Below are 23725 nucleotides of genomic sequence, written 5' to 3'. Positions count from 1 at the left end.
TAGCCTTTTTTAATATCGTATTCTGTTCCTCCAGGCGACGAACCTGCTTTTCCAGCTCGCGGATACGTTGCTGGTCTGGAGTAATAGGTGTGGCAGAGGGCGTAATCCCCTGGCGCTCTCGCCTGAGCTGGCGTACCCAGCTCTCAAGCGTGGTAGAACCGACATTCATCGCTTCACTGGCTTGTCGATAGGAGTAGCCCTTATCAACAATCAGCTGTGCACATTCCAGTCTGAACTCGGGGGTGAAAGTACGCTTAGTTTTCTTGTTCATTAAGTCACCTGTTTTGTATTGAGGTGAGAATATCACCTTTAATCAGGTGGCCAAATTTACTGTGCCACTACAGTTCCTTCGCTATTTCAGGTTGCACTGCCTGGAAAACAGCGAACATGTCAGTTACGAAAGACTGATCTGCTGGCAGGAAATGATTTCAAAAACCCAGGAAGGCCAGTCCTTGACACAAAATGAACTTGAATATCTTCATGAGATTGTCCGCATCGCCTTTTACAATCACCGGCTTAACAATGTCAGTATTTCAGATGTTAAAAACCATGACACTGGAAAGAAGAGCGGCAGGGTAGAGCCACAAAACTATTCACTCTTATAAATAAATTGGGCTTTGTGCATTAAACCCTTGCCGCAGGCGGTGTACCGCATATCCGGCACAGACAGTCAGTTTTTCTGGCAGCTTAAATTTGACACAGCTTAATATAGTGATTCATTAAACAGGTTCAGTATGCTGCCAGAACGTTTTAGTCGTTATGGGCGTCCGTTAGTTTTCTACTAACTGAACGACGACCAGCCTGCCGCCTTCCTCCTTTGACAGAACAAACTGAGCGTTATTCGTCAGTTCAATTTTTTCCCCAATGGCAATCTGTCGTTTATCCGGTAATGACATAAGCACATTTATGCCTTCATTTACTAACCACCACTGATCGTTATGGAAAACAAAATACCCAACTCGTTTCCTTTGCAAATCGGTTGTACGCTCATTTGGCGCAATGAGGCGATTCACATGCCACGCATAGATTGACTGCCCGCTCCACACCATCAACCGGTGGTCGTCAGGACGATAACTGCCTTCCTTTCGGGAAGAGTATAAATTTAGAACCGGTAATTTACCCTTGTATGGCGTACCGCAGTAGGGACAAACCGGCTTTGTCTTACCCGAGAAAACGTACCATTTCTGTTCACACGCCTTGTTCTGGCAGGGCTGTATCAGATCGACTGTTTTAACCAGGGCGCTTTCCCACTCATCGGCGGTCGGGCGTTTAGTGGCATCGTGTAAGCCATCTATAAAGGCACGCTCAAACAAAGGTGTCAGATAAGGGCCCATGATGGTGTAAGGAATTTTCTCCGGGTCAGCCCAGGGCAGTGAAAAGGACGATAGCTGACTGACTTTGACTGCATTGCTTTTGTCTGTCGGATGTTCAATGAAGAGTGCCTTCTCACCCATAGATAAGGTCTCATCACGTACTTCATCCGACATGTCATGTATTTTTCCGCCACGTAGCGGATGACGGAAGAACAGATACATGTAGATAAGCACCGACAGCGCATGACGGTCAGTAGTAATGCTTGGCAATACGCGGTTCGGATCCTCTCTGGAAAGATGACTTGTTTTCACCACTTCCGGAGCGATAAAATCCGGGGTGCCCACGACGTCGGGAGGATACTTTCCAGGGACAACCAGGCCGTCTACGTCAATGATGCAGGCATGTCCCATTTCTGGATCGATAAGCACGTTTTTATAGCTTAGATCGCTGTGACAGAGACCTGCCGCATGCATCCTTCTGACGGCTCTTGTCAACAGCAGACAGACCTTGAGATAGGTAAGCGTATTGCCTCGTTCACGTGGGTCGAGAAATTTATTCTGGTTGCTGGCGCTGGCAAACCATTTGCCTTCCTTTTCACGGCCTTTTATGCCCAGAAAATCATCGTTTTTTGAGCCGTATTTAAAGAAAAAGTAGCTTTTGTAGGTTGGAACCACGATGCCGATTTTATCCCCATGCTCAACAACGTGGGTCGGCCAGCAAAACAGATCCTTCCAGTATTCACCTCCGGACTGGCCAAAAATGTTTTGCCTGTAGCGTCCGGTGATCATATCAATCCGATCCCGGGCCTGCTCGTTCTGCGGTTTATGATAAAAAGCGACGACGTATGATTTATCAGGCGAAAAGTAAACATCCTTCATCGAGCCCGAACCAATTACCTCGTCAACATACTGGACTGTTTCGCCGTCCTTTGTTTTGCACGTAACGATATTTGCCATATTGATCACCGAAAAAGCGTATCCCTTACCACAACACCGCAATAGTGCGGTCATCATGGTTCCCTGTGGAGAAAAAGTTAAGCCAGTCGCCTAACCTCTCAGGCGCAATACTGGCGTCTATAAGGACAGGGTTGAGCTCATCAACGAGACGGGTCCATTTTTCGTCACTGCGAAGCCCGTTATCCGTCTCAAACAGAGGGTCTGATACGCCGTCTGTCATGAGTATCAAGTGAGACACATCATTCCATTTACCCACGCTGATGCGGCCGCTAAACGAGGGGTCTGCGATAATGCTCTGGTCAAGGAAACGGGTTTGTCCTGCGTATTCTCCGCTATCGGGATTTCCCAGTATCCTGACTTTACCGGAAGGGCTGTATGCACCTATCGCACCATCACCAAGCCAGAATGCAGCCGCAAACAGTTCGTTATCAGTTCGTAGCGCTACAGTTGCCAGAAGGGTTGTTGAATAGGATTTCACAGGTTGTTCTGCACAAATGGCTTCGTTCTGGATACTGTTGACCGCGAGCGTAGCTGCCTGTTTAAAATGATGAAGCATGGCGTTTATGGTTGCCTGCTGATCGCTCCCTTCCCACGCCGTGATGTGCTGCTTTAAATGGATGCCTTTCACACCACTGAGCTGATTGAAAAGGTAATCGCCAGCCGTTTTGACTGCTATCCGGGAGCCTTCCCGGGAATTTACCGCACTACCGGCCCCGTCTGCGACCAGCATGACAGACCATCCTGTTTCCTGGCAGTGGTTGATATAGAAGTCGTCATCCCTGAAGCTCCCGGCATGCTCATGAGAGCGTCCCCGGCGACTGGCGGCAGCAATACGTATGTCACCCCTGACCAGGCCAGCAGCGTCCAGATGGGACTTAGGGTAGGGAGCGTCTGCTGGTGGCTCTACCACCTTCCACAGGCTTCTCGGATCGGGATTTACTATAAATAGCTGTTTAGTTTCACATTCGTCGTGCGACGCGCATGACCAGATTACTGAAAGCTCTATATCGCCGCTTTCGGTGGGAGTACCTGTCAGCAACTCCTGGTCTTTGTCAAAGGACAGGCCAATGTTCCGGGGAAAGACAACGTCCCTGACAGTAGCCTGCTGGCCCTCATCCAGAACGATAGCAACCGGCGAAGAGAAACGTTCGCCTGCGCGGGCGTTGGGGATCGTTATTTTAGCTCTCGGGGGAACGGCAGGCGTCACAGCTAATCTGGCCCGCTGCTGGCCTGTCGGTATCTGCCCGGGTTTTAATACCAAGGAAAACAGGTTTTCGTCTTCCCTCTGTGCTGGTTTATCAAATTCGTAATAAGGCATCAGCTTCCAGAGCGGAGGATGAGGTACATTTTCTGGCAGGGGTTGCAGTAATGGTGTATCGGTAGCGTCAATGCCCGGGTTATCAGCAACACTTACGACCGTTTGTTGCTGATCGGAAAGACTGGATGCTGACGAGGCGGCAATCTCTGCGTCGTTATCACCTTCGCTAACCCGCGCAGATAAACCCTGTGCAAGGCTCTCAATCCGCTCTTTAAGCCGCATAATTTCTTCGATAAGGGATGGGTCCTGCGAAAGAAGTAAAAGCCGCTCACCTTCAACAGGGTGGCCCAGCTCAGACAGAACTAAGCGGATAATCTTCTCTTCAAGTAAAGCATTTTGCGACATCAACCTCTCCCTCTGTTTACGTCGAAGTTAGTGTTTCCGCCATGATTGCTGAATGACAGGCCTGTTTCACACCACGGGCAGATCACGTCATCCGGGCCGTCAATACACAGCAACTTTCCGCATGAGCACAGGGCAAACGCACTGGCATTACCGCAGTGGGGGCAACCCGGTACGCCATGCAGTTCGCTGGTATTTACCTGCAAACCGGTAGCGGTGGCATCTGACCACGCAAAATAGTCCTCATCGATGGGATAGCATCCGGCAATATTAAAGCTGTTCAGGTTCAGGCTGAAATCGAGCCCGGAAACCCTTGCTGGTGGCCGTTCATACTTCATCAGGTACGGACGACGGGTCTTGCTGCAACGGCCGGTAAGCGTAACGCAGTTTTCGTCGTACGCTTTTACTGGCTCGTCCTTGGCCAGCCGGACTATGTATTCAGTCTGGCTGAGCTCAGGTTGTTTGTCGTCCCCGACGCTGCGGCTGTGCGCCGTAACCGAGGCCGTGATCCATTTGATGAAGCGGGTAAAGTCCCCTTCCTGAGACTCGGTGAACAGCATGACATTCTCTGTCAGTTGCCGCAGGATATTCAGGTCCGCTGACGGCCCCAGGCCAACGGCAATGAGATTCACTTTACTCGCGTAGTGATCCTTCCAGCGCTTCACTTCTACGGTTGTGTCGTCAGTCGGACGCCCGTCGGTAAGGAGGTACACGACGGGTTTCCAGTCGCCTTTTGCCTCATGAGTGGTTTTTCTGACCTGGGTATCAATTTGTACGGTCAGCTCACGCAATGCGGCCCCAAGGCTCGTACCGCCGCCAACGGGAAGGCGGGGAGAGTAGAACGAGGCAATTTCGTGAAGAGGTACAATCGTACGGGCTACACCGGCAAATGCGATTACCGAAACCCAGGCTGTTTCAAGTGCGTGTGGATCCTTTCTTAAATCTCCGACGATCATTTGCAGACCATCAGTCATTTTTTTCAGGTTTTCACCAATCATGGACTCTGAACAGTCCAGGACAAAAAACACGGGAAGGCGTCTCATAATTTTCCTCGTACGGCTGGTACGGCCAGCAGAAAACGTTGCTGTACAGAAAGGTGCTGCCCGGAAAGCAGCACCTTTCTGTCTGTCAGAGCACCAGCTGGATTTCTGGTGGAGGAGGGGGAAGGGTATCAGTTCCGTTATTGATCCCCGCGCTTGTGCTGCCGGAAGACACGCTGGCCGATACCCATTTAAAGAAACCTGCAAACGCGGTTGAATCTAGCGTCTCCAGAGACACAACCTTATCGGTGAGCTGTTTTAAGTGCTCATGGCCTGCTTTAGGACCAACGGCGCAGGCAATGATGGATCCGAATCCCCGGCCGCGAATCGCTTTTACCGCTTCACCGTACGCCAGGGCATCAGAAGGGGTTCCATCAGTCATCAGGAATACCAGAGGACGCCAGTCTCCTTTGGTATCACCATCTGAGCGACGTACATCCCGTTCAACACACTGCATCAGACATTCAAGGGCAGCACCGGTGAACGTCCCGCCTGCGCTTGGCACAACGATGTCAGAAAACTGGAAGTCTTCCAGCGGCGTGAGAGGAATGAACTCACGCGCCTCATTGTCATAGGTGATAATGGAGATATGAACGCTTTCGAGGGCGTAGGGATCCTGGCGAAGAGCGCTAAGCATCGCCTGAATTCCAACGTTAACGGAATGGATTGACTCACCGCGCATCGAGCCGGATGTGTCGATAACAAGGTAAACAGGCAGGCGGCGCATCACATGTAATTCCTCAGGTGCGAGACAAACGAATCTGATTCTGAAGGCTCACCAATTGCCCTGAGTTTCCAGCCTGTAGCCTCGCGTATCAGCTCGGCAAAGACCATGGAGCGCTGGCTGGCGAAGGCGGGTCCGCCAGAAAGATCGAATCGTGCCATTTCAATATTACGGGCATCTACTGCCCGGATGAAGGCATTCTGAACTTTACCAAAGTGCTGCTGGAGCTTTTCACCATTGTAGATCTGAACGATGAACACAATTTTCTCGTACTGAGCGTCAAGGGAATTCAAGCGCACAATAATTTGCTCATCGTCACCGTCACCGGCTCCGGTTCGGTTATCGCCCGTCAGCCAGATATTGCCTGACTTATGGCGAAGGCTGTTGAAAAAGATGATATCGCCATTCACAAGCGTTGGTTTACCATTTTCCACATTGCCGAGATCGGTCACCTTTCCGGCTGAATTACACAGGAAAGCGATCACATCAAGGTCGTATTCTTCTTCTTTTTTACCAAAGATCCCGCCGAGAAAACCTTTCTTTTCCTCATTAATATCCCAACCGAGGCCGATAGTAACGGACGAGAGATCGTATTCATTTTTTTTCAGGCTTACGCCCTGGCCTTTGCTCAGACTGACAGACATGACATCCCCTTAATCATTAAAATTATAAGACCACATTTACTTCTGGCGGCGGCGGTGGCAGGTCTTCAAGACCGATCACTTCTTTTTTGCTGGACTCCACTTTCTGACTGCCTACCGAAATGCTCGCACTGACCCATTTAAAGAAAGCTTTAATCGTCGAACTGTCAGCTGTATCGAGCTGAACTACGATTTCAGTGATTTCTTTGAGGACGCTGGTATCGGCATCATGCCCGGCTGCACATGCCACAACAACGCCGGTTCTGGCCGCTTTAAAGTCATTCAGGCCTTTACGCCAGTCATCATTCGGACTTCCATCCGTCATCAGGAATACAAGGGGACGCCAGTCACCTTTAGTGTCAGCCGTCGTTTTCTGTACTTCTTTGGCAATGGAGCTGGCCGTGAGGGAAAGCGCTTCGCCAAGAGACGTGGTGCCGCTGGCTGTTAGTGCTGGCATCTGGAAACTCAGGAGGTCTGTCAGGGGGACTGCCTGTCGGGCTGAAGAATCAAAGGTGATCACTGACACGTGAGCCGTTTCGAGTGCATACGGATCCTGTTTCAGCGTGGTAAGCAGCGTCTGAACGCCATTCTTAACCGCTTCGATAGGCTCTCCGTGCATAGAGCCGGACGTGTCGAGTAGCAGATATACGGGTAAGCGTCTCAAATGTAATTCCTTCTTAAGAGATCGGAAGAGGAGAGTAGTTTCAGGAAGAGGCCAGAGTTTGTTGATTTGATAAAACGGCACGACATCTGTCGGATGGAGATTAAATACTCAGAAGCGGCATTATAGAAATAAGTTAACCACCATTGAATTACCGACATGTGAATGGCCTCTTATCAACAGAAAAAAATTCAGACCGTACTGGAATATAAGATTCCGAAAAAAACTCCGGCAAAAATAAACTTTCTTATGTATGAAAATCATCATACATCACAGATCTGCATGAATGGAGTGTAAATCGCCCAAAGATTGATGTGTAGCACAAGAGGATGTCAAGACACCAGCTTTTGTAGGCAGTAAGGCGCTGCTGACATTGCGGAAGGAGAATAGATCAAAACTCCCTCACGCCAATACAGAGGTGAAATATGACAAAACCGGAGTTTTCACCCCGGTCTGAGATTTAGCGTCAGGACTTTTTAGTGCTGTATTCTTTTATCAGTTCATCAACGGAGTGCAGAGCCAGCTTCTCTACCGCTTCACTTCGGGTCGAGCCACTCAGCGCAGCCAGACGGTCAATTTTTCTTAGAATCCGCATGCGTAGCGATAATGACACTGCTGTTTTTTTATCCTTATCGAGTACGACCTTCCCTGTGGACTCACCGGTTTTCAGTTCAGCATTCTGTGCGAGCGCTTCATTCATCCGGCGAAGGGTCTTTTTATCCAGCTGGCCCGGATTAACGAGATGGTAGGAATGACCTGCCTTGCTGTATTTGATCTCCGCAGAATATGACTCGCGTAGCTCTTTGAGGGCCCGGGTTAATGTCGGCTCTGAGCATTCCAGACTGGTTATAATGTCGGCAGCGGAAACGGGCTTGCCGGTGCCCAGTAAGTTGGCAAGCTTAAAAATCCGGGCCTGTCTGGTATTTAATTGCATCGTAAGATTTAGCCTGCTTAAAGGGTTAGTGGTTCAATAGGCTGAAAAATGAAGGTACTGCTCATCTTTCTAATAACCGGGTGATCGCCTAACGCTTCAACCGGATCAATGTGTTCTATGCCTTCAAAATTTACTGACGACATCTGGCTGCGAGTGCATTTGCAGGACAGGATATACTCATCCTCCAGATAGCCGGTCCGCTTACTGACCCGTTGCGTAAAGCCTGACACAATCACGTTGTCGAAAGGTAGCGTATGTAAAACGATACCGACCAGGCGGAACAAGCAGCCATGGACGTGGCGGGCATAGTTTTCGCGTACGGCTTTTTGCGTCATGGCTTTTTCCGTCAGCTCCGTTCCCCGGGCATTAACGCCGTAAATCTTATCAGGGAAATCTTCAATCTCAGCTAAATCAACGTCCAGCAGGACTGCTGATAGCTCCGGCTTTACTTCAAATGCAACAAGCGTTTCACGCGGCCATTCAGTTTCTGCCAGCACACCCGCCAGGTATGATTCGAAAAACGCGGCGTCTGTCCGGAACTGCTGCCGGGCATCTGCCTGAGCCGTGGCGAGCCGTTTTTCATGTTCTTCAGCTTCAAACTTCCAGTTTGCATACTGTTCGGCCCAGGCCGTCCGTTGTTGCTGGTACCGGTGCTGTCGAAGGGTATTCTCACGCTCCACATCAATCAGCTCCTGCTGCCACCGGCGAAGATTTTCGGCGTGGCGCTCAGCTTTAGCTGATTCCGATTCAAACCATTTACCCAGAAAACTAATGCCTTCGCTCTCGGCAGGCTTTTCCGGCAATGCAAGGTAGTCTGGCTTTTCTGGACGCACCGGTGCCGGAACCTGAAAAGGCGACGTTCTGTTATGCAGGTATACTGCTTCCAGCTCTGCCCAGCTGATGCCTGTTTTTGGATCCGGCGTCAGCTCGTGAATATTACGGATTGCGGTTACCGCTGACATGAGTTCAGCGGCTTCCTGCTCAAGCGCCTGTCTGAGCCCCGGGTCGGTTGCCGTCCGGTTTCCACCTCCGGAACGCGCGGCCCGGTCAAGCCGGGTACGGTAACTCAGCCCGGTACCGGGCAAGCCCAGATTGGCATAGGTCCCCCGGCTACCAAAAGAAACGGAAGCACCTCTCGGCCCGACACTCAGGCTCGGTGCACCGTTACTCAGGTTGAGGCGAACGCCAGGAATAATGTTGATCGACTTTCTGAACCTGAACCCCATTATGATTTCCTTAATGATGCTGGGTCACGGTAAGTAATCTGATTCCATCAGCGCTTTGCTCGTTCTGTAACCCATAAAAACGAGCTCTGTCCAGAATGCCAGCCGCCCAGCGGCGATGTGTGGCGGGTTCACACATTGCTCCCTGCGACTTAAACACGGCCTGGGTAGAGTTCAGAATCCGCAGAGCGTCAGAATACTCACCCTGAGTGACCATCAGCGCGTTTTGAATGACCTCTATCTGACCCGGGTGAATGGCCGTTTTCCCAACAAGCCCATGTGCCATATCAAGAGCCAGCTCTCTGGCCATAACGGCATGATCGTCAATATGCTCACATACGGGCGCGGTCAGGGCAAAATCACGCGGGCCGAAGACCGAAACGAGCATTTTGATGACGTAGCCCATCGGGCTGTCATACAGCGTCAGGTCCCGGGGACGGCGAAGCGACACAACGTTCATAAGATCGTTGCCGCCGATTCGAAGCGCAATAATGCGGTCGTGGCAGGGATGTTCCACCAGATGGGTGGCCAGCTCGCGCATCTGAACCACGTCAAAGACGTCTTCTGTTTCCAGCGTTGGCATCATGCACAGGTGAGTCCCGCCCATGATATCCCACCATTCAGCTAACGAACTGAGGGTAAATTTCGGCAACACAAACCCATCGACAGCGGAAAGATCATAATGCGCTTTTAAACATCTGCCCATTTCGGCATGCCGGGGGCGAATGAACACCAGAGGCCAGTCATTTTTACCCAGGCTACGCATGCTGTTACTGAGCTCGTGCAGCAGGTGCTCCAGATTTTTGAGGGCGACGGGGATGTCTGCTTCACTGACAGCATCCTCCAGGCAAATCACCAGAGAGCGCAAACCCGGGATTTTCCCGTGCAGGACGGCATCAGCAATATCTTCCCGTGTTGCAGGCATGTATAGCGTGGCTCCCAGATTCCAGGGAGAAAGACGATTTTTCATCAGAGTACCTTCTTGATAATGGTTACAGCCCGATACTGGCCGAGGGTTCCCCCCATTTCTGTAACAACTATTCCCTTTTCACGAGCAAGCCCTACAAGCAAGGCAACGTCCGGGTCGTCAATAGAACGCACAAATACATGGTCCGGTACCCGACGTAATACAGCCCGGGTTGCTTCAGCAATACCGGGTTTAATACGATTGACGCTGTCCACTTTAAATTCATCGGCCAGGAACGCGATAACGTCGCGACTTGTCTGCCATAAGACCCGGGCTGACTCCATATTCCAGCTCAGGGTAGCGAGGGATGACGGGGTTAACTTCTTACGGAAATGGGCGACGGTATCGACAAGCATCCGGCTGCATTCGAATTCACTGAGATGCTCGCAAACCATGCACCCATGTAATCCTTCAGAGGACCATACTGACCGGGAGATCAGGCCTGATACCGGCGCACCCATGATGCCAAAAGGAATGAGCCAGTCATCATCACTGGCTGCAAGCCAGGAGCAGCCACAGGGATCGGCCAGGACAACCAGTCGCGGCTGCTCAGGATAGCCCGGGCGATCTTTCAGTGCGCGTACAAGCTCTCCGGTAATTGCGCCTTTACCTGTCCATCCGTCAACAAAGACAATACCGCTGGTACCATGGCGCTCTTCAATGACGTCGAGGGCTGCACCGTCAATTCCACGCTCCCGGATAATGCTGATACCGTAATGCCATGAGGTTTTCCCCATGTCACGCAGGGCCTGGTGCAGCATAACGCCGAGCGGCACGCCAGCCCTGACAAGACTGGCCAGTACAATGGGCTCATCACCGAAGCGTTCGGCCAGAGCAATAGCGAGCTGTGTGACTTCTTTTGCAAGTCTCTCTGCGCCCCGATCCAGCGCCCGGTGAAACAAATCAAGATGCCATTGTGTTGGCGCTGGCTCCTGACTGAGCATGTCCGAATAATGTTTCTTCCCTGACTGAATCAGCTCTTCTTTTTGCTCAACCGGCGTCATCTCAATGACTACCGGCTTTAGCAGAAATTCCACGTCACCGGGCTGGTATGAGCCGGTAAATGTGTCATGTGGCTGCATTTTAATTTTCTCCAAAAATTCGCTGTGAAATGGCATCTGCAAACTGACTCTGACGCGGGATGCCAAACCAGCTGCACAGTTTCATAAAACGATGATCGCTCAGGCTGTCGCCCAGACCAATTACGGGGAAGACTCCGCGTTCAGCCCGAAGTTTTTCAAGCAGCCATCTGACTGCCAGCCCTTTCTCAACCGGGGTGGGAAGCCAGGCCACGTTATTACTGTTGCGGTGGATGTAGAAGCCCTCGGTCGGAAACACCGTTTCTATCTCATCTGCAATGGCATTGAGCTCGTCAAGGCGGGTGCTGTCGCGGTGCTTCATCACCATATAAACCGCCGTTTCACCGTATTCGAAGTTCAGCCTTGCCCAGGCATTGATCCCTTTTGCGTCCATCATTTCAGTGATCAGACGCTGCATCGATGTCAGCTTTTCCTGATAGGGAGCCAGCTGGCCGAGCATATGGGCCTTCCACTCCTCGTCGGGTTTGCCTTCAGGCGTGAGAATGACGGCCCCGTGCGTGGTGATTGCCCAGGAGTGGAAAGGGATCCGTACGCGGCTGATTTCTTCAGTTCCCCGTGCGGTAACGGGTATGAGTTCAGCCTGCTCCAGGAGCCAGTCCACCAACATGGACTGTTCTTCCGTCATAAAGCTTCGTGGATTCAGGGTGCGATCAACGGCACCGGTACGGAATGGCTCCAGGGCCAGCTCGTCCACCATTTTACGACGGGTCTGAAAGAGCGTGTCGTCAAGGTCGCTCAGAACAACGGGTTTATTCATAGGTAACAATCTCCACGACGGCCGCAACCTCAGCCAGCGCTTTAAGAAGCTGCGTGTCAATACTTTCTGCGGGTGTCTCAGTACACACAAGAATGCGGTCAAACTGCTGGTGGGCGACGTTATAGACAAAATTGGGGATGCCCAGCCCGTAGTTATCCGTAAAGGAAATGGCGGACTCAATGGCATAACCAACGGCGATAGGGGAGCGGGTGGTCGATCCATAAAATGCCTGTGCTCCGGCAGCTTCGAGCCGTTCAGCAAGCAGGAACGGCTCCCAGACGAATTCCCCGGTCCCGAGAACCAGAATACGTTCCCCCTTGTGGACGGAGACCTCATGGCCGAGATCGGCCGCAGGTGCGAGCATCCCCAGTCGGCCCCAGGACTGTTTTCCCTGGATGTCCCATTCTCCTCGTGAAGTTACGTTGACTTTCGGCATGTCCGGGACAGGTGCATCAGGTAATGGGGTCCATCCCCACTTACCGCTTACAAGAGAAACCGAAGTGATTGGTAAGGTGCTGCGCTCGGACAAGGCTTTGCCACTCCAGTCGGTAAGCGTAACGGCTATAACCTGTTCAATATGTTGAAGCTTGCCGGTATTACGCAGGGCAGAAAGCAGGTTAATAAAGGTATTACCGGTGGTTGCCTCGTCATCAATCAAAACCAGCGTTCGTGCGTTGGTAACACGACGTCTTTTCTCTTCATCATCTGGCAGATAGATCAGATGATCGGTGGCGTGGCTGTGTTCTTCCTTGAACTCGCAAAGCAACGTGCCATCAACCGGGTGACGGGTAGAGGTCAGATAGACAGATTCACGATGCTGGTGGCGCACTTCATCAAACACACCGGCCCCTAGCCCAACGGCGGTTTCAGCCATACCGATAAACAGTACGGGTCCTGTCAGTGTCGAGGGGAACTGGCTGGCAAGCTGTCTGTAGGCCTGCCGCATGACTGAGGGTGGCACGGGAATGTGCCTGCCGAGTACTTTGCTGACAAACAGAAAGGCGCGTTTCGGGTTACGTCTTTCAGCGATGTCAAACAGGTCATCGAGCGAAACTTCACCCTGGTCGCGGGTTACCTGAATCGTACCGCATGAGAGGGTACGGCGATAAATCATATCTTCGAGGATATCAGACATAAATACGCCTTAATTCAGAAGGTTAGAGAGTGATTCCGGGTATGCAATTACATCCGTAATGGATCTCACCGCAACCGGAGAAAAGGTGTTTTTAGCGCTCTGGCGCACCATATCTTCAGACATCAGACCGAGCTTAAAGGCAGCAAATAACCCAGGAAGGTTCACCCCGCTGTGAAGGGTATAACCCACCCCCCCTGACGGACGCATGTTGGTTTCAAGCAGCACCGGGTTGCCATTCACATCGTTTCGCGTCTGAACATTCACCAGCCCGTCGGCCTTCATGACCCGGGCGCAGTCACACGCCAGTTCCCAGGCGCTTCCTTCGTTTACAAGATACTGGATAGCCCCTTCCTTACGGCGTCCCACGGCTGCGAGTATTTCGCCCTTATCCGCGAGGATATCGACAGAAAATTCAGGGCCTGGCAGGTACGGCATCAAAACAAGGGGTTTAAACGACTCAGCAGCTGATGCTGCTGCAATATACTGTTGCGGACTGACCAGACGATGTTCGGGATGATTAAAGACGGCCATAGGCGAAGCACTGTCATCAAAGCGCCAGAATCCCATGCCATAGATACCCGTCACCGGCTTCACGCATACCGGGCTGTCAGTGAACGGCGGGGCCGCGAGGTGTGTCTTTAATTCTGCCAGCGTATTCACCCGCCAGGATGGTACGACCGGGAGACCCTTTTGCTCCATAAACTGAGCAAAAGTAACTTTTTCGTCAGCCAGAGTTAACCAGTCGACGCCCGTTGCACCGGTAGTAAGGGTGGCACCGGTCGATTCAATGGCTGAACGGTGTTCTTCAAACCACTGGCTGTTACGGCCAGTATGAATATGGTGGATGCCGTAGGTCTGAATGGTTTCCTGGATAAACTGAAGACGTTTTTGAGGATCTTCAGGTTCAGTCAAAGAATAATCGGCAACAGAAAGGATTTCATTTCTTTCGTTACGGTGGGAGGCAAAAACGGTAATGGCAAAATTATTTTTTTGTGCAAATGATTTTACCCCCTGAATAATATCTCGCTGGGAGGATAAACCTTCCATAAACCAAATTTTCTTGTTCATTTTTTTTAATTATCCGGAACGCCATGCAAATTTATGATTGAGAAGTGAGTCTATGAGTGTCTAAGCTACATGTCAATCATAATATGATTAATAACTCCTGTGGTTATGGAGTGCGTCAGTGTTTTTTTGATTCCTGATAACACATTGATATTTAAATTAAACATAGAAAAATTAACACCCTGAAAAGGATTTCTTTTTGTGTTTTTACAGAAAACTACCAAAATTTCCCTTGTCAGAGAACTTCATCATGATATGATTTTCTTCGTCAGTTACTAAATATACCTTTGATTGTCTCGGTCATTACCATTTTAAGGAATAAAACATGGTTTCATTAGTTAAGAACCAGACGGTATCACTCAGCAAAGAATCATCTGCATTAAGCCAGCTTCATTTCGGTCTCGGTTGGGATCCGGTTAAGAAAAAAGGTCTTCTTGGAGGATTGTTTGGAGGCAACGACTCAATCGATCTCGATGCTGGCTGCGTATTAATGGACAGCACCGGTAAAACAATTGACACCATCTGGTTCCGCAAACTGGAATCCACCTGCGGCGCTGTTGTGCACAGTGGCGATAACCTGACCGGTGAGGGTGACGGTGACGATGAAGTGATTAAGGTCAACCTCTCCCGACTGCCTGCAAACGTTGAATACCTGGCGTTTACGGTAAACAGCTTCCGTGGTCAGTCGTTCAATGACGTCGAAAACGCGTTCTGCCGCGTTGTCGATCAAACCGGCAAAGAGCTGGCTCGCTACAAGCTGACTGAGCAGGGCTCACATACCGGGATCGTTATTTCTTCGCTGCGCCGTAATAACGGCAACTGGGACTTTACCGCCCTTGGCCATGCCTGTCGCGGCCGCACAATTGACGATATGCACTCCGATATCGTTTCAGCGGTTATTCGCTAATGAACCTGACGCCGGGGGGCAATGCCCCCGTTCCAGCCCAGGAGTTGCGGGTCCGGATCACCTCGGGCGGCCAGGTGGATGCTTCGGCGTTTCGCCTGTATGCCGACGGGAAGGTGCAGGGTGATGCGGACATGGTGTTTTATGGTCAGCCACGTAACGATGATGGTACCGTCAGCCTGGTCAGTGAAGGCCAGTACTCAACCTTTACTGTCGCACTCAACCGGCTGAAACCTGATGTCCAGAAAATTGCGTTCACCGTGACCTGTGACGGTGGGCAGACGGTGTCCGGTCTTCGTAATCTTTCCATCGACGTGGAGCAAGGGGCTACCGGCCTGGTTAGCGGCAGTGTCGAACTGAGCGGCCGTCAGGAAGCAGCCTTAATTCTGGGTGAATTTTACCGTCGTAATAATGACTGGAAATTCCGCTTCGTTGCGCAGGGGTTCAACGGTGGACTTAAACCGCTGGCAGAGCATTTCGGCGTAAATATTGCCGACGAACCGGCTCCCGCAGCCCCGACTCCTCCGGTTGTAACCCCTCCGCCAGTTGAGACAAAAATCAGCCTGAGCAAGGTATCGCTGACAAAAGAGAAGCCTGCAATCAGCCTGACCAAACGGGATAACTTCGGTGAAATCCGGATCAACCTGAACTGGCACCGGGGCAGTGGCAAATCCGGCTTTGCTGGCATGTTCGGCTCCAAAGGAATCGACCTGGATCTGGGGGCCTTTGTTGAGCTTCAGGACGGGTATAAATCGGTCATTCAGGCGCTCGGTAATGCATTCGGTGATTATCGCGATGAACCGTATGTTCAGCTCAAGGGCGATGACCGGACGGGTGATGTATCAGACGGCGAGTGGCTGCATATCAATGGACGTGAATGGAAGCATATCCGCGAAGTGCTGATTTACGCCTTTATTTATGAAGGTGTTCCCAGCTGGGACAAGACTGATGGTGTGGTCACCATTCATGTGCCGGATCAACCGCCCATTGAGACCCGCCTGACCGAAGGTGAAAACCGTCGCACATTGTGCGCCATTGCCAGACTCGTAAACGAAAACGGCGCAATTAAAGTCGAGCGAATTAACCAGTACTTCAAAGGCCAGGACGAAATGGACAGGGCATTTGGCTGGGGATTTCGCTGGAGCGCCGGTTCTAAATAACACAGCAACAAAGGAAACAGGTATGAGCTTTTTCGACAAAGTTAAAGGTGCCATTAACTCAGGCCGTGACGAACTGACCCGCCAGGTTGGCCGTTTCAAAAACAAAAAATTCATGCAGGGCACCGTTGCTGTATGTGCCCGTATTGCCGTATCGAGTGACGGCGTAAGTTCGGAAGAAAAGCAGAAAATGATGGGCTTTCTGCGCTCTTCAGAAGAGCTGAAGGTCTTCGATACCAATGAGGTGATCGAGTTCTTCAATAAACTGGTTTCAAGCTTCGATTTCGATGTTGAAATCGGCAAGGGCGAAACCATGAAATACATCCTGGCGCTGAAAGATCAGCCTGAGGCCGCTCAGCTGGCCTTACGTGTTGGTATTGCCGTTGCGAAAAGTGACGGTAACTTCGATCAGGACGAGAAACTGGCCTCCCGCGAGATCGCTATCGCGTTGGGCTTCGACCCGGCTGAATTTGGCCTCTGATCCACATCCCTAAGGGTAAAATATGGTTTCCACACACATTGGCTTCCCGACTGAAACGGTCATTGTTTTTATTGCGCTTTCAGTCGGTGCCATCTTTATTGACCTGTTTATGCACCGTGATGACAAGCCTATCTCGCTGAAGAGTGCGGCGCTCTGGTCCGTATTCTGGGTTGTGGTTGCGATGGCATTTGCCGGTTTCCTCTATATCCACCACGGTGCTGAGGTTGCCAGTCTGTTTGTCACGGGTTATGCGCTGGAGAAAGTGCTGTCGGTCGATAACCTGTTCGTCATGATGGCCATCTTCTCCTGGTTCGCCGTTCCGGATCGTTATCGCCACCGTGTTCTCTACTGGGGGATCATTGGTGCCATTGTCTTCAGGGGCATCTTTGTCGCCATCGGTACGAGCCTGCTGAGTCTGGGGCCGTACGTTGAAGTTGTCTTCGCTATTGTCGTTGCCTGGACAGCGGTCATGATGCTTAAAAGCGGTGATGACGATGATGAAATTGAGGATTACTCCCAGCATCTGGCTTACCGCATGGTTAAACGCTTCTTCCCTATCTGGCCGAAGCTCAGAGGGCATGCCTTCCTGCTTAACCAGAAGGAAGTGGATGCTGAACTGGCGAAACCAGAAAACAGCGATGTCACCATTGGCCGCGGTAAAAAAGCGGCGCTGTATGCGACCCCGCTGTTCCTGTGTGTGGCTGTGGTTGAACTCTCGGACGTAATGTTCGCGTTTGACTCGGTACCGGCAATCATTGCCGTCAGTCGTGAACCGCTTATCGTCTATAGTGCCATGATGTTTGCTATCCTGGGCCTGCGTACTCTGTATTTTGTCCTTGAGGCACTGAAACAGTACCTGGTTCATCTGGAGAAGGCCGTTATCGTGCTGCTGTTCTTCATCGCGGCAAAACTCGGCCTGAATGCGACCGATCACATCTGGCATCATGGTTACAGCATCGCGGCAACAACCAGCCTGTATGTTGTACTGGGTGTACTGGCGCTGGGCATTCTCGCAAGCGTCATGTTCCCGGGCAAACCTGAATCTGAGGAAAAGGGGAGTTAATCCCCTTAAGTGTTAACCTGAACAATTACTAATCGAAGAGGTTATTTTATGAGTGTTTCTCTTTCCAAAGGCGGGAACGTCTCCCTGAGTAAAGCAGCTCCGTCAATGAAAAACGTCCTGGTGGGCCTTGGCTGGGATGCGCGTTCAACAGACGGTCAGGACTTTGACCTGGATGCTTCAGCATTCCTGCTGGCCTCAAACGGCAAAGTGCGCGGCGATTCAGATTTCATCTTCTATAACAACCTGACGTCATCCGACGGTTCCGTAACGCACACCGGCGATAACCGCACCGGTGAGGGCGATGGTGATGATGAATCGCTGAAAATTAAACTGGACGCCGTCCCGTCTGAAGTTGACAAGATCATCTTCGTTGTGACCATCCACGATGCTCAGGCTCGTCGCCAGAGCTTTGGTCAGGTATCCGGTGCGTTTATTCGTCTGGTTAATGACGATAACCAGACTGAAGTCGCTCGCTACGATCTGACCGAAGATGCGTCCACTGAGACTGCCATGCTGTTCGGCGAGCTGTATCGCCACAATGGTGAGTGGAAATTCCGCGCAGTAGGCCAGGGTTATGCTGGTGGTCTGGCATCTGTATGTGCTCAGTACGGCATTAACGCGTCCTGATCGAAAAGTAACTTTTCTACCCGGGGCTGTTAATGCAGCCCTCATTCAACTGTTTGCAGGAGCTAAAAATGGCAGTTTCTCTCGTAAAAGGCGGCAACGTATCTCTGACCAAAGAAGCACCAACCATGAATGTTGCTATGGTTGGCCTGGGCTGGGATGCCCGTGTAACCGATGGTCAGGGTTTTGACCTGGACGCTTCCGTGTTCGCAGTAGGCGAAGACGGTAAAGTGTTGTCAGATGCGCATTTCATTTTCTTCAATAATAAAACCAGCCCTGATGGCGCGGTAGAGCACCAGGGCGACAACCGCACCGGTGAAGGCGACGGCGACGATGAGCAGGTCAAAATCGATCTGACCAAAGTCTCAGCAGATATCAAAAAACTGGTGTTTGCCGTTACCATCTATGATGCAGAAGCGCGTAAACAAAACTTCGGCATGGTTAGCAACAGCTTCATGCGCGTTTACAACAACGACAACGGCACGGAAATTGCCCGTTTCGATCTGTCTGAAGATGCCTCAACCGAAACCGCTATGGTCTTCGGTGAACTGTATCGTCATGGCGCTGAGTGGAAGTTTAAAGCTGTCGGTCAGGGCTTTGCCGGTGGCCTGGCGGCTCTTGCCTCCCAGCACGGCGTTAACATCTAAAATAACGCTGAATCATACCCCGGCAATGCCGGGGTTTTTTTTGGTTGCGATCCGCTATCAGGATGGGGGAAGCAGAAAGGGTTCGGGAATTTCAGAAAGCAGAGTGATGTTAATTCTGACGTGAGCCTTTTAAAGGCAGGAAACGGATTTTTCTCTGGTTGCTGGTTAAAGCCTGTATTCCGTGCCTTATATCAACAGCATGCCCCTCTGATATATGTTACGTTTGCGACTTATGAAGGCACGGGTTCTGGAAGATAAAATACCCGACCAATGGAAATTCCAATTCAACAGGTATAGAAACTTCAACGTGATGAAATATGGTGTCACACCATATATACGCCTCACCAGAAATCCAGCGTCCTGAACTAAGCCTGGGGAACATATATAAACGCTGCGCTTTAAAATAATCAAAAATCAGGAGAGTTAATGTGAATCTACAATCCGGACAAAACATACCACTTCAGCAATCTGCGATCAGGCTGAATCTTCAGTACCCTACCAAATCCGGCTTTAAAGGCGAACCCGATACCTGCCTGTTCCTGCTTAATGCTCAGGGAAAGGTCAGCGGCGATTCTGACTTTATCTTTTACAATAATCTGTCTTCTCCTGAAGGGGCAGTAAAGCTCGTTACCGGTTCTCAGCAGTCCAGCATTGAGATAGCACTGGATCGTGTTCCTGCGAACATCAGTAAAATTGCAATCACCGTTGTCATTGATGGTGAAGATACCATCAGTGGGCTCAGTTCGTTGAGCATGCAGGCTCAAGGTATCGCTGAGTTCCAGGCTGAGACTCAGGGCCGCAGTGAGAAAGCAATTATCCTGGGTGAAGTATATCGGCACAATGGCGCCTGGAAGCTTCGTGCGCTCGGGCAGGGTTTCAACGGTGGTCTTGAGCCTCTGGCCATTAGCTATGGCGTTGATGTCGCACAGCCAGCTCCGCAGCCAGCAAAGCCTGCTCGTATCAGTCTGGAAAAGAAACTGGAAACCAGATCTCCGCGCCTTGTAAGCCTCGCTAAAAAAGCCTCGGTCAGTCTTACTAAAAATAAACTGGACACCCTTGAGGCAGCGGTTGCATTTGTACTTGACGCATCCGGCTCAATGAGTGGCCAGTTCAGTAAGGGTAACGTTCAGTCTGTGCTGGACCGCATCGCCGTTCTTGCCGCCCAGTTCGACGACGACGGTGAAATGGATGTCTGGGGATTTGGAGAGAAGCATAAGAAGTATCCAAACGTCACACTGGACAACCTGGACACATATATTCAGTCCATTCGCGGGGCTGGTAAGCGTTCATCCTGGGAGAACCTGCCGGGCCTTGGGGGGACAAACAACGAGCCTCCTGTGATGGAAGAAATAGTCGACTACTTTAAGGACTCGAAAATCCCGGTATATGTTGTCTTTATTACCGATGGCGGGATCAGCAAGACCCGGGCGATTAAAGATGCAATCCGGCGTTCTGCCAACTACCCCATCTTCTGGAAGTTTGTCGGGCTGGGTGGTTCAAGCTACGGTATCCTCAAAAATCTGGATGACTTTACTGACCGCCGGGTTGATAACACCCACTTCTTTGCCATGGATGATTTCGGTTCGATTAGCGATGAAAAGTTATATGATAATCTACTGGAAGAATTCAGACCGTGGATCGATGAAACAAAAAGGTTAGGCATCCTTTAATACGCACAGTTTGAGCATGGTTGAATGAGCTCTACAGCAGCTTAATACTGTAGAGCCTTTATTCATTGGAAATCGTACAGGGAGGAGCATATGGACCGCATCAAGTACCTGAAATGGATAGCTGAAGAGTCACCAACTACGGCTCAGCAGCTGGTGGCCTGGTTAAACAGAGCAAGGCACTATACGCCGGACATGAAAGTGCATCAGGCAGGTGTACAGATTCAAGAAAAGGGGATTGTTGTAGGGCTTAGACAAAGTACTAATCGTTACCAGGGAGATTGTCTGGCCATACATGTGGTACAGCTTCCGAAAAAATACAAAACAAGGGATGGTTTAAGTCTTTTCTGAAGCTTTGCTGTGAAGCGAATCCCTGGGGCGATGTTGTAATTGAAGACGTAAAAAATCCATATTTATTAAGCTTTTGCAAGAAACTAAACTTTACTAAATTGGATGAGTTTTATCCGGATACGTACATTGTAAACACAGATGCCATTATGAGTTTATCCATCCCACCCTTAGGGAGATACGAAACCTATCTTGATTAAACCTGCGAACCTTTACCGGTTGCGTGGGGATCGGATGGATCTCGGCTAAAGAAAAATCACATCGTCTATTTTGACCAGAAAAAACTAATCCGCCTGATGTAATGCATTTTTGCATTACTGGTTGCGTGTAATGCAAAAACGCATTACATTAATATCTTCTCCCAACAGGAACTGAGATGATGGCAACGATAAACGTTCGGATTGACGATGAAATCAAAATGACTGCTGATGAGGTTTTAAAAAACCTCGATGTCAGTCAGACACAGGCGATCACTGCGTTCTATCAGTACATCGCTGAAAACAAAAAGCTTCCCTTTACTGCACTCATGAGTTTTAAAACTCAGGATGATCTTTTAAAGACGTTCAACGATATTTTATCCGAAGCCCTTGCCATTGCCTTAAACTTACAGGTATGGATTAATAAATCAGATATTATTGATGGCAAAATAATTCAGAAATATTATCGCAGACTTGACAGCTATTATAGCAGTGCTAAAGAGCAGCTAAATTTCCTTGAAAGCAGAACAAAAGCAGCTCAGGTTTTAAATGCGCTTAATAAAATTTTGACTGTAATTGTCGATTTCAGTAATTTTGGATACGGATATGAGCAAGTAAAAATTTCTCATCCAGAAAAAAAAGAATTCGAATCTTCTCTTTTCGATTTTGAAAACAGGCTTAAGGATAGCCTTTAAAAAAAAGCTGAGGTAGCAGGATGAAAAAAGTAAGCAACGCTGTATGCCCTCAATGTTCAGGCACCATAAATGTCTGGTTTGACCTTAACGTAGAGGTCAGGTATGCCGTGAAACCCGACGGTAGCCTTTCCAGACCTGCTATCGTAACGGACACCACGGGGGAGTCGCGTTTTGGCCTTAGATGCACCAGTTGTGACTGGTCAGTACATGGCGAAGATGATGAAATCGACAACTACGATAGTATCATTAGTCGGGGCGCAGAAAGGGCCGAGAAAGTTCAGTTGTCTTTAAAACGTTAATATACGGGAGTTTAAATGTTCGCAGAAATCAAAGATAATTATTCGTTAGGTGGATACAGAAAAGTTGCCATTACCAGCTTTCGACGAGTCGAAAATAAAAACCTTATTTACAGTGACAGGGAATACGAGCTGACGCTTGCCAATGGAACAATAATTAAAAATGTACTTAAAAAAGAAGAGTGGGAACTGTTAGAAAGCAATTCAATTAAGGTTATATTATAACGAAAATATATTTATAGTTTTGGATAGGTTTCAAACGAGTCCGGACATTTTACATGAAGTATCTGACATTACAGTTAAGTGAGCTTATGCCAGCACGTCTGTTGCTGGCAGCTTAGTTATCGGTCTAAAAGCTGATCCATTAATAATTCTTCGTAAAGCCCAGAGGTATCGGGCTTTATTACAATATCCGTTATTTCGAAGCGTTCGAGTACAAATTGCAGATATTCTGGAGTAACGTAGTAGGGATCAGGTTCAGCCAGATTAGTATAGAGTGGGTCTTCTGCTGCATTAATGTCATAATCAATGCACATATGAAACCACTGCAAAGTGAATCGCCACGGATAATCTAGACACTTCCTAGCCGTTGATAATACTGGTTTTCATATTCTGTCGGTGACATCTGATCGCTGGAACCATGCCGACGCTTACTGTTATAAAACATTTCGATGTAATCAAAAATATCGCTGCGGGCTTCTTCCCGCGTTCCGTAGATCTTTTTCTTTATCCGTTCGCGTTTCAACAACTGGAAAAAGCTTTCTGCAACCGCATTATCATGGCAGTTACCGCGACGGCTCATGCTGCCCTCCAGGCCGTGTGATTTCAGGAACGACTGCCACTCATGGCTTGTGTACTGACTGCCCTGATCCGAATGAACCAGCACCTGTTTTTGGGGATTACGGCGCCATACAGCCATCAGCAGTGCGTTCAGGACAATGTCCTTTGTCATCCGGGATTGCATGGACCAGCCGATAATTTTGCGTGAGAACAGATCAACAACCACGGCAAGATACAGCCAGCCTTCGTGGGTCCTGATGTAGGTTATGTCCGTTACCCAACGCTTATCCGGAGCATCCGGATTGAACTGTCGCTGGAGCCTGTTGGGCGACACGATACTGGCCTCGCCTTTACGTGCCCGCGGGCTCCGGTATCCGACCTGAGCCTTTATCCCGACACGTTTCATCAGTCGCCAGACTCTGTTCACTCCGCACTGTTGCCCGCTGTCCCGCAGATCCAGATGGATTTTGCGATAACCATAGACGCATCCCGATTCCAGCCAGAACTGTTTAATCTGTCCTGTCAGTCTCAGGTCTGCCTGATGGCGTTGTGAATGCGGCTGCTGAAGCCAGGCGTAAAAACCACTGGGATGAACATCCAGCACCCGACAGAGCAGGCGAACAGGCCAGCAACAGGTGTTGTCACGGATAAAGGCTTACCTCAGTCGGACAGCTTTGCGAAGTACGCCG

Annotated in this window: 23 protein-coding genes and 2 pseudogenes; 10 read left to right on the top strand and 15 right to left on the bottom strand. The window is 50.0% G+C overall.

All coding sequences use genetic code 11. The features are described 5' to 3' along the window. The 14 genes from ACT3RR_RS22150 to ACT3RR_RS22085 all read right to left on the bottom strand — a co-directional run. Positions 1-307: transposase (locus ACT3RR_RS22150; RefSeq protein WP_194179000.1), on the bottom strand; the 307-nt coding region annotated here is incomplete at its 3' end. A gap of 463 nt (positions 308-770) precedes the next feature. Then, complete coding sequence (locus ACT3RR_RS22145; RefSeq protein ID WP_094543418.1) at positions 771-2270, bottom strand: helix-hairpin-helix domain-containing protein; 1500 nt, start codon at positions 2268-2270, stop codon at positions 771-773. Positions 2271-2295: 25 nt separating this feature from the next. Further along, complete coding sequence (locus tag ACT3RR_RS22140; RefSeq protein ID WP_094543415.1) at positions 2296-3933, bottom strand: PP2C family serine/threonine-protein phosphatase; 1638 nt, start codon at positions 3931-3933, stop codon at positions 2296-2298. Next, complete coding sequence (locus ACT3RR_RS22135) at positions 3933-4973, bottom strand: TerY-C metal binding domain-containing protein (protein ID WP_094543412.1); 1041 nt, start codon at positions 4971-4973, stop codon at positions 3933-3935. Before ACT3RR_RS22135 ends, ACT3RR_RS22140 begins: the two co-directional genes overlap by 1 nt. An 85-nt stretch (positions 4974-5058) precedes the next feature. Next, positions 5059-5697, bottom strand: a complete 639-nt coding sequence (locus ACT3RR_RS22130; RefSeq protein ID WP_001253658.1) for a vWA domain-containing protein — start codon at positions 5695-5697, stop codon at positions 5059-5061. Continuing rightward, on the bottom strand, positions 5697-6338 hold the full coding sequence (locus tag ACT3RR_RS22125; RefSeq protein ID WP_000116681.1) for a TerD family protein: 642 nt from the start codon (positions 6336-6338) through the stop codon (positions 5697-5699). The genes ACT3RR_RS22130 and ACT3RR_RS22125 overlap by 1 nt, the downstream gene beginning before the upstream one ends. Before the next feature lie 22 nt (positions 6339-6360). Then, positions 6361-6999, bottom strand: a complete 639-nt coding sequence (locus tag ACT3RR_RS22120; protein WP_001253657.1) for a vWA domain-containing protein — start codon at positions 6997-6999, stop codon at positions 6361-6363. A 463-nt stretch (positions 7000-7462) separates the two neighbouring features. Beyond that, a complete protein-coding gene (terW, locus tag ACT3RR_RS22115) occupies positions 7463-7930 on the bottom strand; it encodes a tellurium resistance protein TerW (protein WP_001176768.1) in 468 nt (155 codons plus the stop codon). A gap of 17 nt (positions 7931-7947) precedes the next feature. Beyond that, positions 7948-9156: a DUF4236 domain-containing protein gene (locus ACT3RR_RS22110; protein WP_032669116.1), complete on the bottom strand. Its 1209-nt coding sequence runs from the start codon at positions 9154-9156 to the stop codon at positions 7948-7950. Between the two features lie 10 nt (positions 9157-9166). Continuing rightward, a complete protein-coding gene (locus tag ACT3RR_RS22105; protein ID WP_008786862.1) occupies positions 9167-10123 on the bottom strand; it encodes an HpcH/HpaI aldolase/citrate lyase family protein in 957 nt (318 codons plus the stop codon). Next, on the bottom strand, positions 10123-11202 hold the full coding sequence (locus ACT3RR_RS22100) for a cysteine protease StiP family protein (protein WP_094543409.1): 1080 nt from the start codon (positions 11200-11202) through the stop codon (positions 10123-10125). Before ACT3RR_RS22100 ends, ACT3RR_RS22105 begins: the two co-directional genes overlap by 1 nt. A 1-nt stretch (position 11203) precedes the next feature. Further along, the gene (locus tag ACT3RR_RS22095; RefSeq protein ID WP_001040059.1) at positions 11204-11977 is read right to left on the bottom strand and encodes an HAD family hydrolase; all 774 of its coding nucleotides are present in this window, start codon (positions 11975-11977) and stop codon (positions 11204-11206) included. Then, positions 11970-13112 carry a phosphoribosyltransferase domain-containing protein gene (locus ACT3RR_RS22090; protein WP_094543406.1) on the bottom strand — a complete coding sequence of 381 codons (1143 nt, stop codon included), beginning with the start codon at positions 13110-13112 and terminating at the stop codon, positions 11970-11972. The genes ACT3RR_RS22095 and ACT3RR_RS22090 overlap by 8 nt, the downstream gene beginning before the upstream one ends. 9 nt (positions 13113-13121) lie before the next feature. Beyond that, positions 13122-14180, bottom strand: a complete 1059-nt coding sequence (locus tag ACT3RR_RS22085) for an ATP-grasp domain-containing protein (RefSeq protein ID WP_015062980.1) — start codon at positions 14178-14180, stop codon at positions 13122-13124. 322 nt (positions 14181-14502) lie between these two features. Between ACT3RR_RS22085 and ACT3RR_RS22080 the strand changes: the two genes are divergently transcribed. The 10 genes and pseudogenes from ACT3RR_RS22080 to ACT3RR_RS22035 all read left to right on the top strand — a co-directional run bounded on the left by ACT3RR_RS22080 (position 14503) and on the right by ACT3RR_RS22035 (position 22481). Further along, the gene (locus ACT3RR_RS22080) at positions 14503-15084 is read left to right on the top strand and encodes a TerD family protein (protein WP_000254136.1); all 582 of its coding nucleotides are present in this window, start codon (positions 14503-14505) and stop codon (positions 15082-15084) included. Beyond that, positions 15084-16241 (top strand): TerD family protein, encoded by a 1158-nt coding sequence (locus tag ACT3RR_RS22075; protein WP_001054786.1) that lies wholly within the window; start codon positions 15084-15086, stop codon positions 16239-16241. The genes ACT3RR_RS22080 and ACT3RR_RS22075 overlap by 1 nt, the downstream gene beginning before the upstream one ends. A 22-nt stretch (positions 16242-16263) precedes the next feature. Then, on the top strand, positions 16264-16719 hold the full coding sequence (locus ACT3RR_RS22070) for a tellurite resistance TerB family protein (protein WP_000007449.1): 456 nt from the start codon (positions 16264-16266) through the stop codon (positions 16717-16719). A 22-nt stretch (positions 16720-16741) separates the two neighbouring features. Beyond that, positions 16742-17782 carry a tellurium resistance membrane protein TerC gene (gene terC, locus ACT3RR_RS22065; RefSeq protein WP_191604237.1) on the top strand — a complete coding sequence of 347 codons (1041 nt, stop codon included), beginning with the start codon at positions 16742-16744 and terminating at the stop codon, positions 17780-17782. A gap of 48 nt (positions 17783-17830) precedes the next feature. Beyond that, complete coding sequence (gene terD, locus ACT3RR_RS22060) at positions 17831-18409, top strand: tellurium resistance membrane protein TerD (RefSeq protein ID WP_000116680.1); 579 nt, start codon at positions 17831-17833, stop codon at positions 18407-18409. A gap of 68 nt (positions 18410-18477) precedes the next feature. Continuing rightward, positions 18478-19053, top strand: coding sequence for a TerD family protein (locus tag ACT3RR_RS22055; protein WP_000301247.1), 576 nt, complete (start codon positions 18478-18480; stop codon positions 19051-19053). 428 nt (positions 19054-19481) lie between these two features. Continuing rightward, positions 19482-20723, top strand: coding sequence for a vWA domain-containing protein (locus tag ACT3RR_RS22050; protein WP_042895871.1), 1242 nt, complete (start codon positions 19482-19484; stop codon positions 20721-20723). A gap of 90 nt (positions 20724-20813) precedes the next feature. Continuing rightward, positions 20814-21268, top strand: a pseudogene (locus ACT3RR_RS22045) (hypothetical protein). A gap of 176 nt (positions 21269-21444) precedes the next feature. Further along, positions 21445-21960 carry a type II toxin-antitoxin system RelB/DinJ family antitoxin gene (locus tag ACT3RR_RS22040; protein WP_224776051.1) on the top strand — a complete coding sequence of 172 codons (516 nt, stop codon included), beginning with the start codon at positions 21445-21447 and terminating at the stop codon, positions 21958-21960. A gap of 314 nt (positions 21961-22274) precedes the next feature. Continuing rightward, positions 22275-22481 carry a hypothetical protein gene (locus ACT3RR_RS22035; protein WP_020833827.1) on the top strand — a complete coding sequence of 69 codons (207 nt, stop codon included), beginning with the start codon at positions 22275-22277 and terminating at the stop codon, positions 22479-22481. Positions 22482-22827: 346 nt separating this feature from the next. Here the strand turns inward: ACT3RR_RS22035 and ACT3RR_RS22030 are convergent. Next, positions 22828-23725 (bottom strand): annotated as a pseudogene (locus tag ACT3RR_RS22030) (IS3 family transposase); the annotation flags it as partial.

Source organism: Ewingella sp. AOP8-B2-18, assembly GCF_052376015.1.
GTDB lineage: Bacteria > Pseudomonadota > Gammaproteobacteria > Enterobacterales > Enterobacteriaceae > Ewingella > Ewingella allii.
Note: the sequence above shows the minus strand (reverse complement) of the source record. Positions and strands in the feature narration are given on the sequence as shown.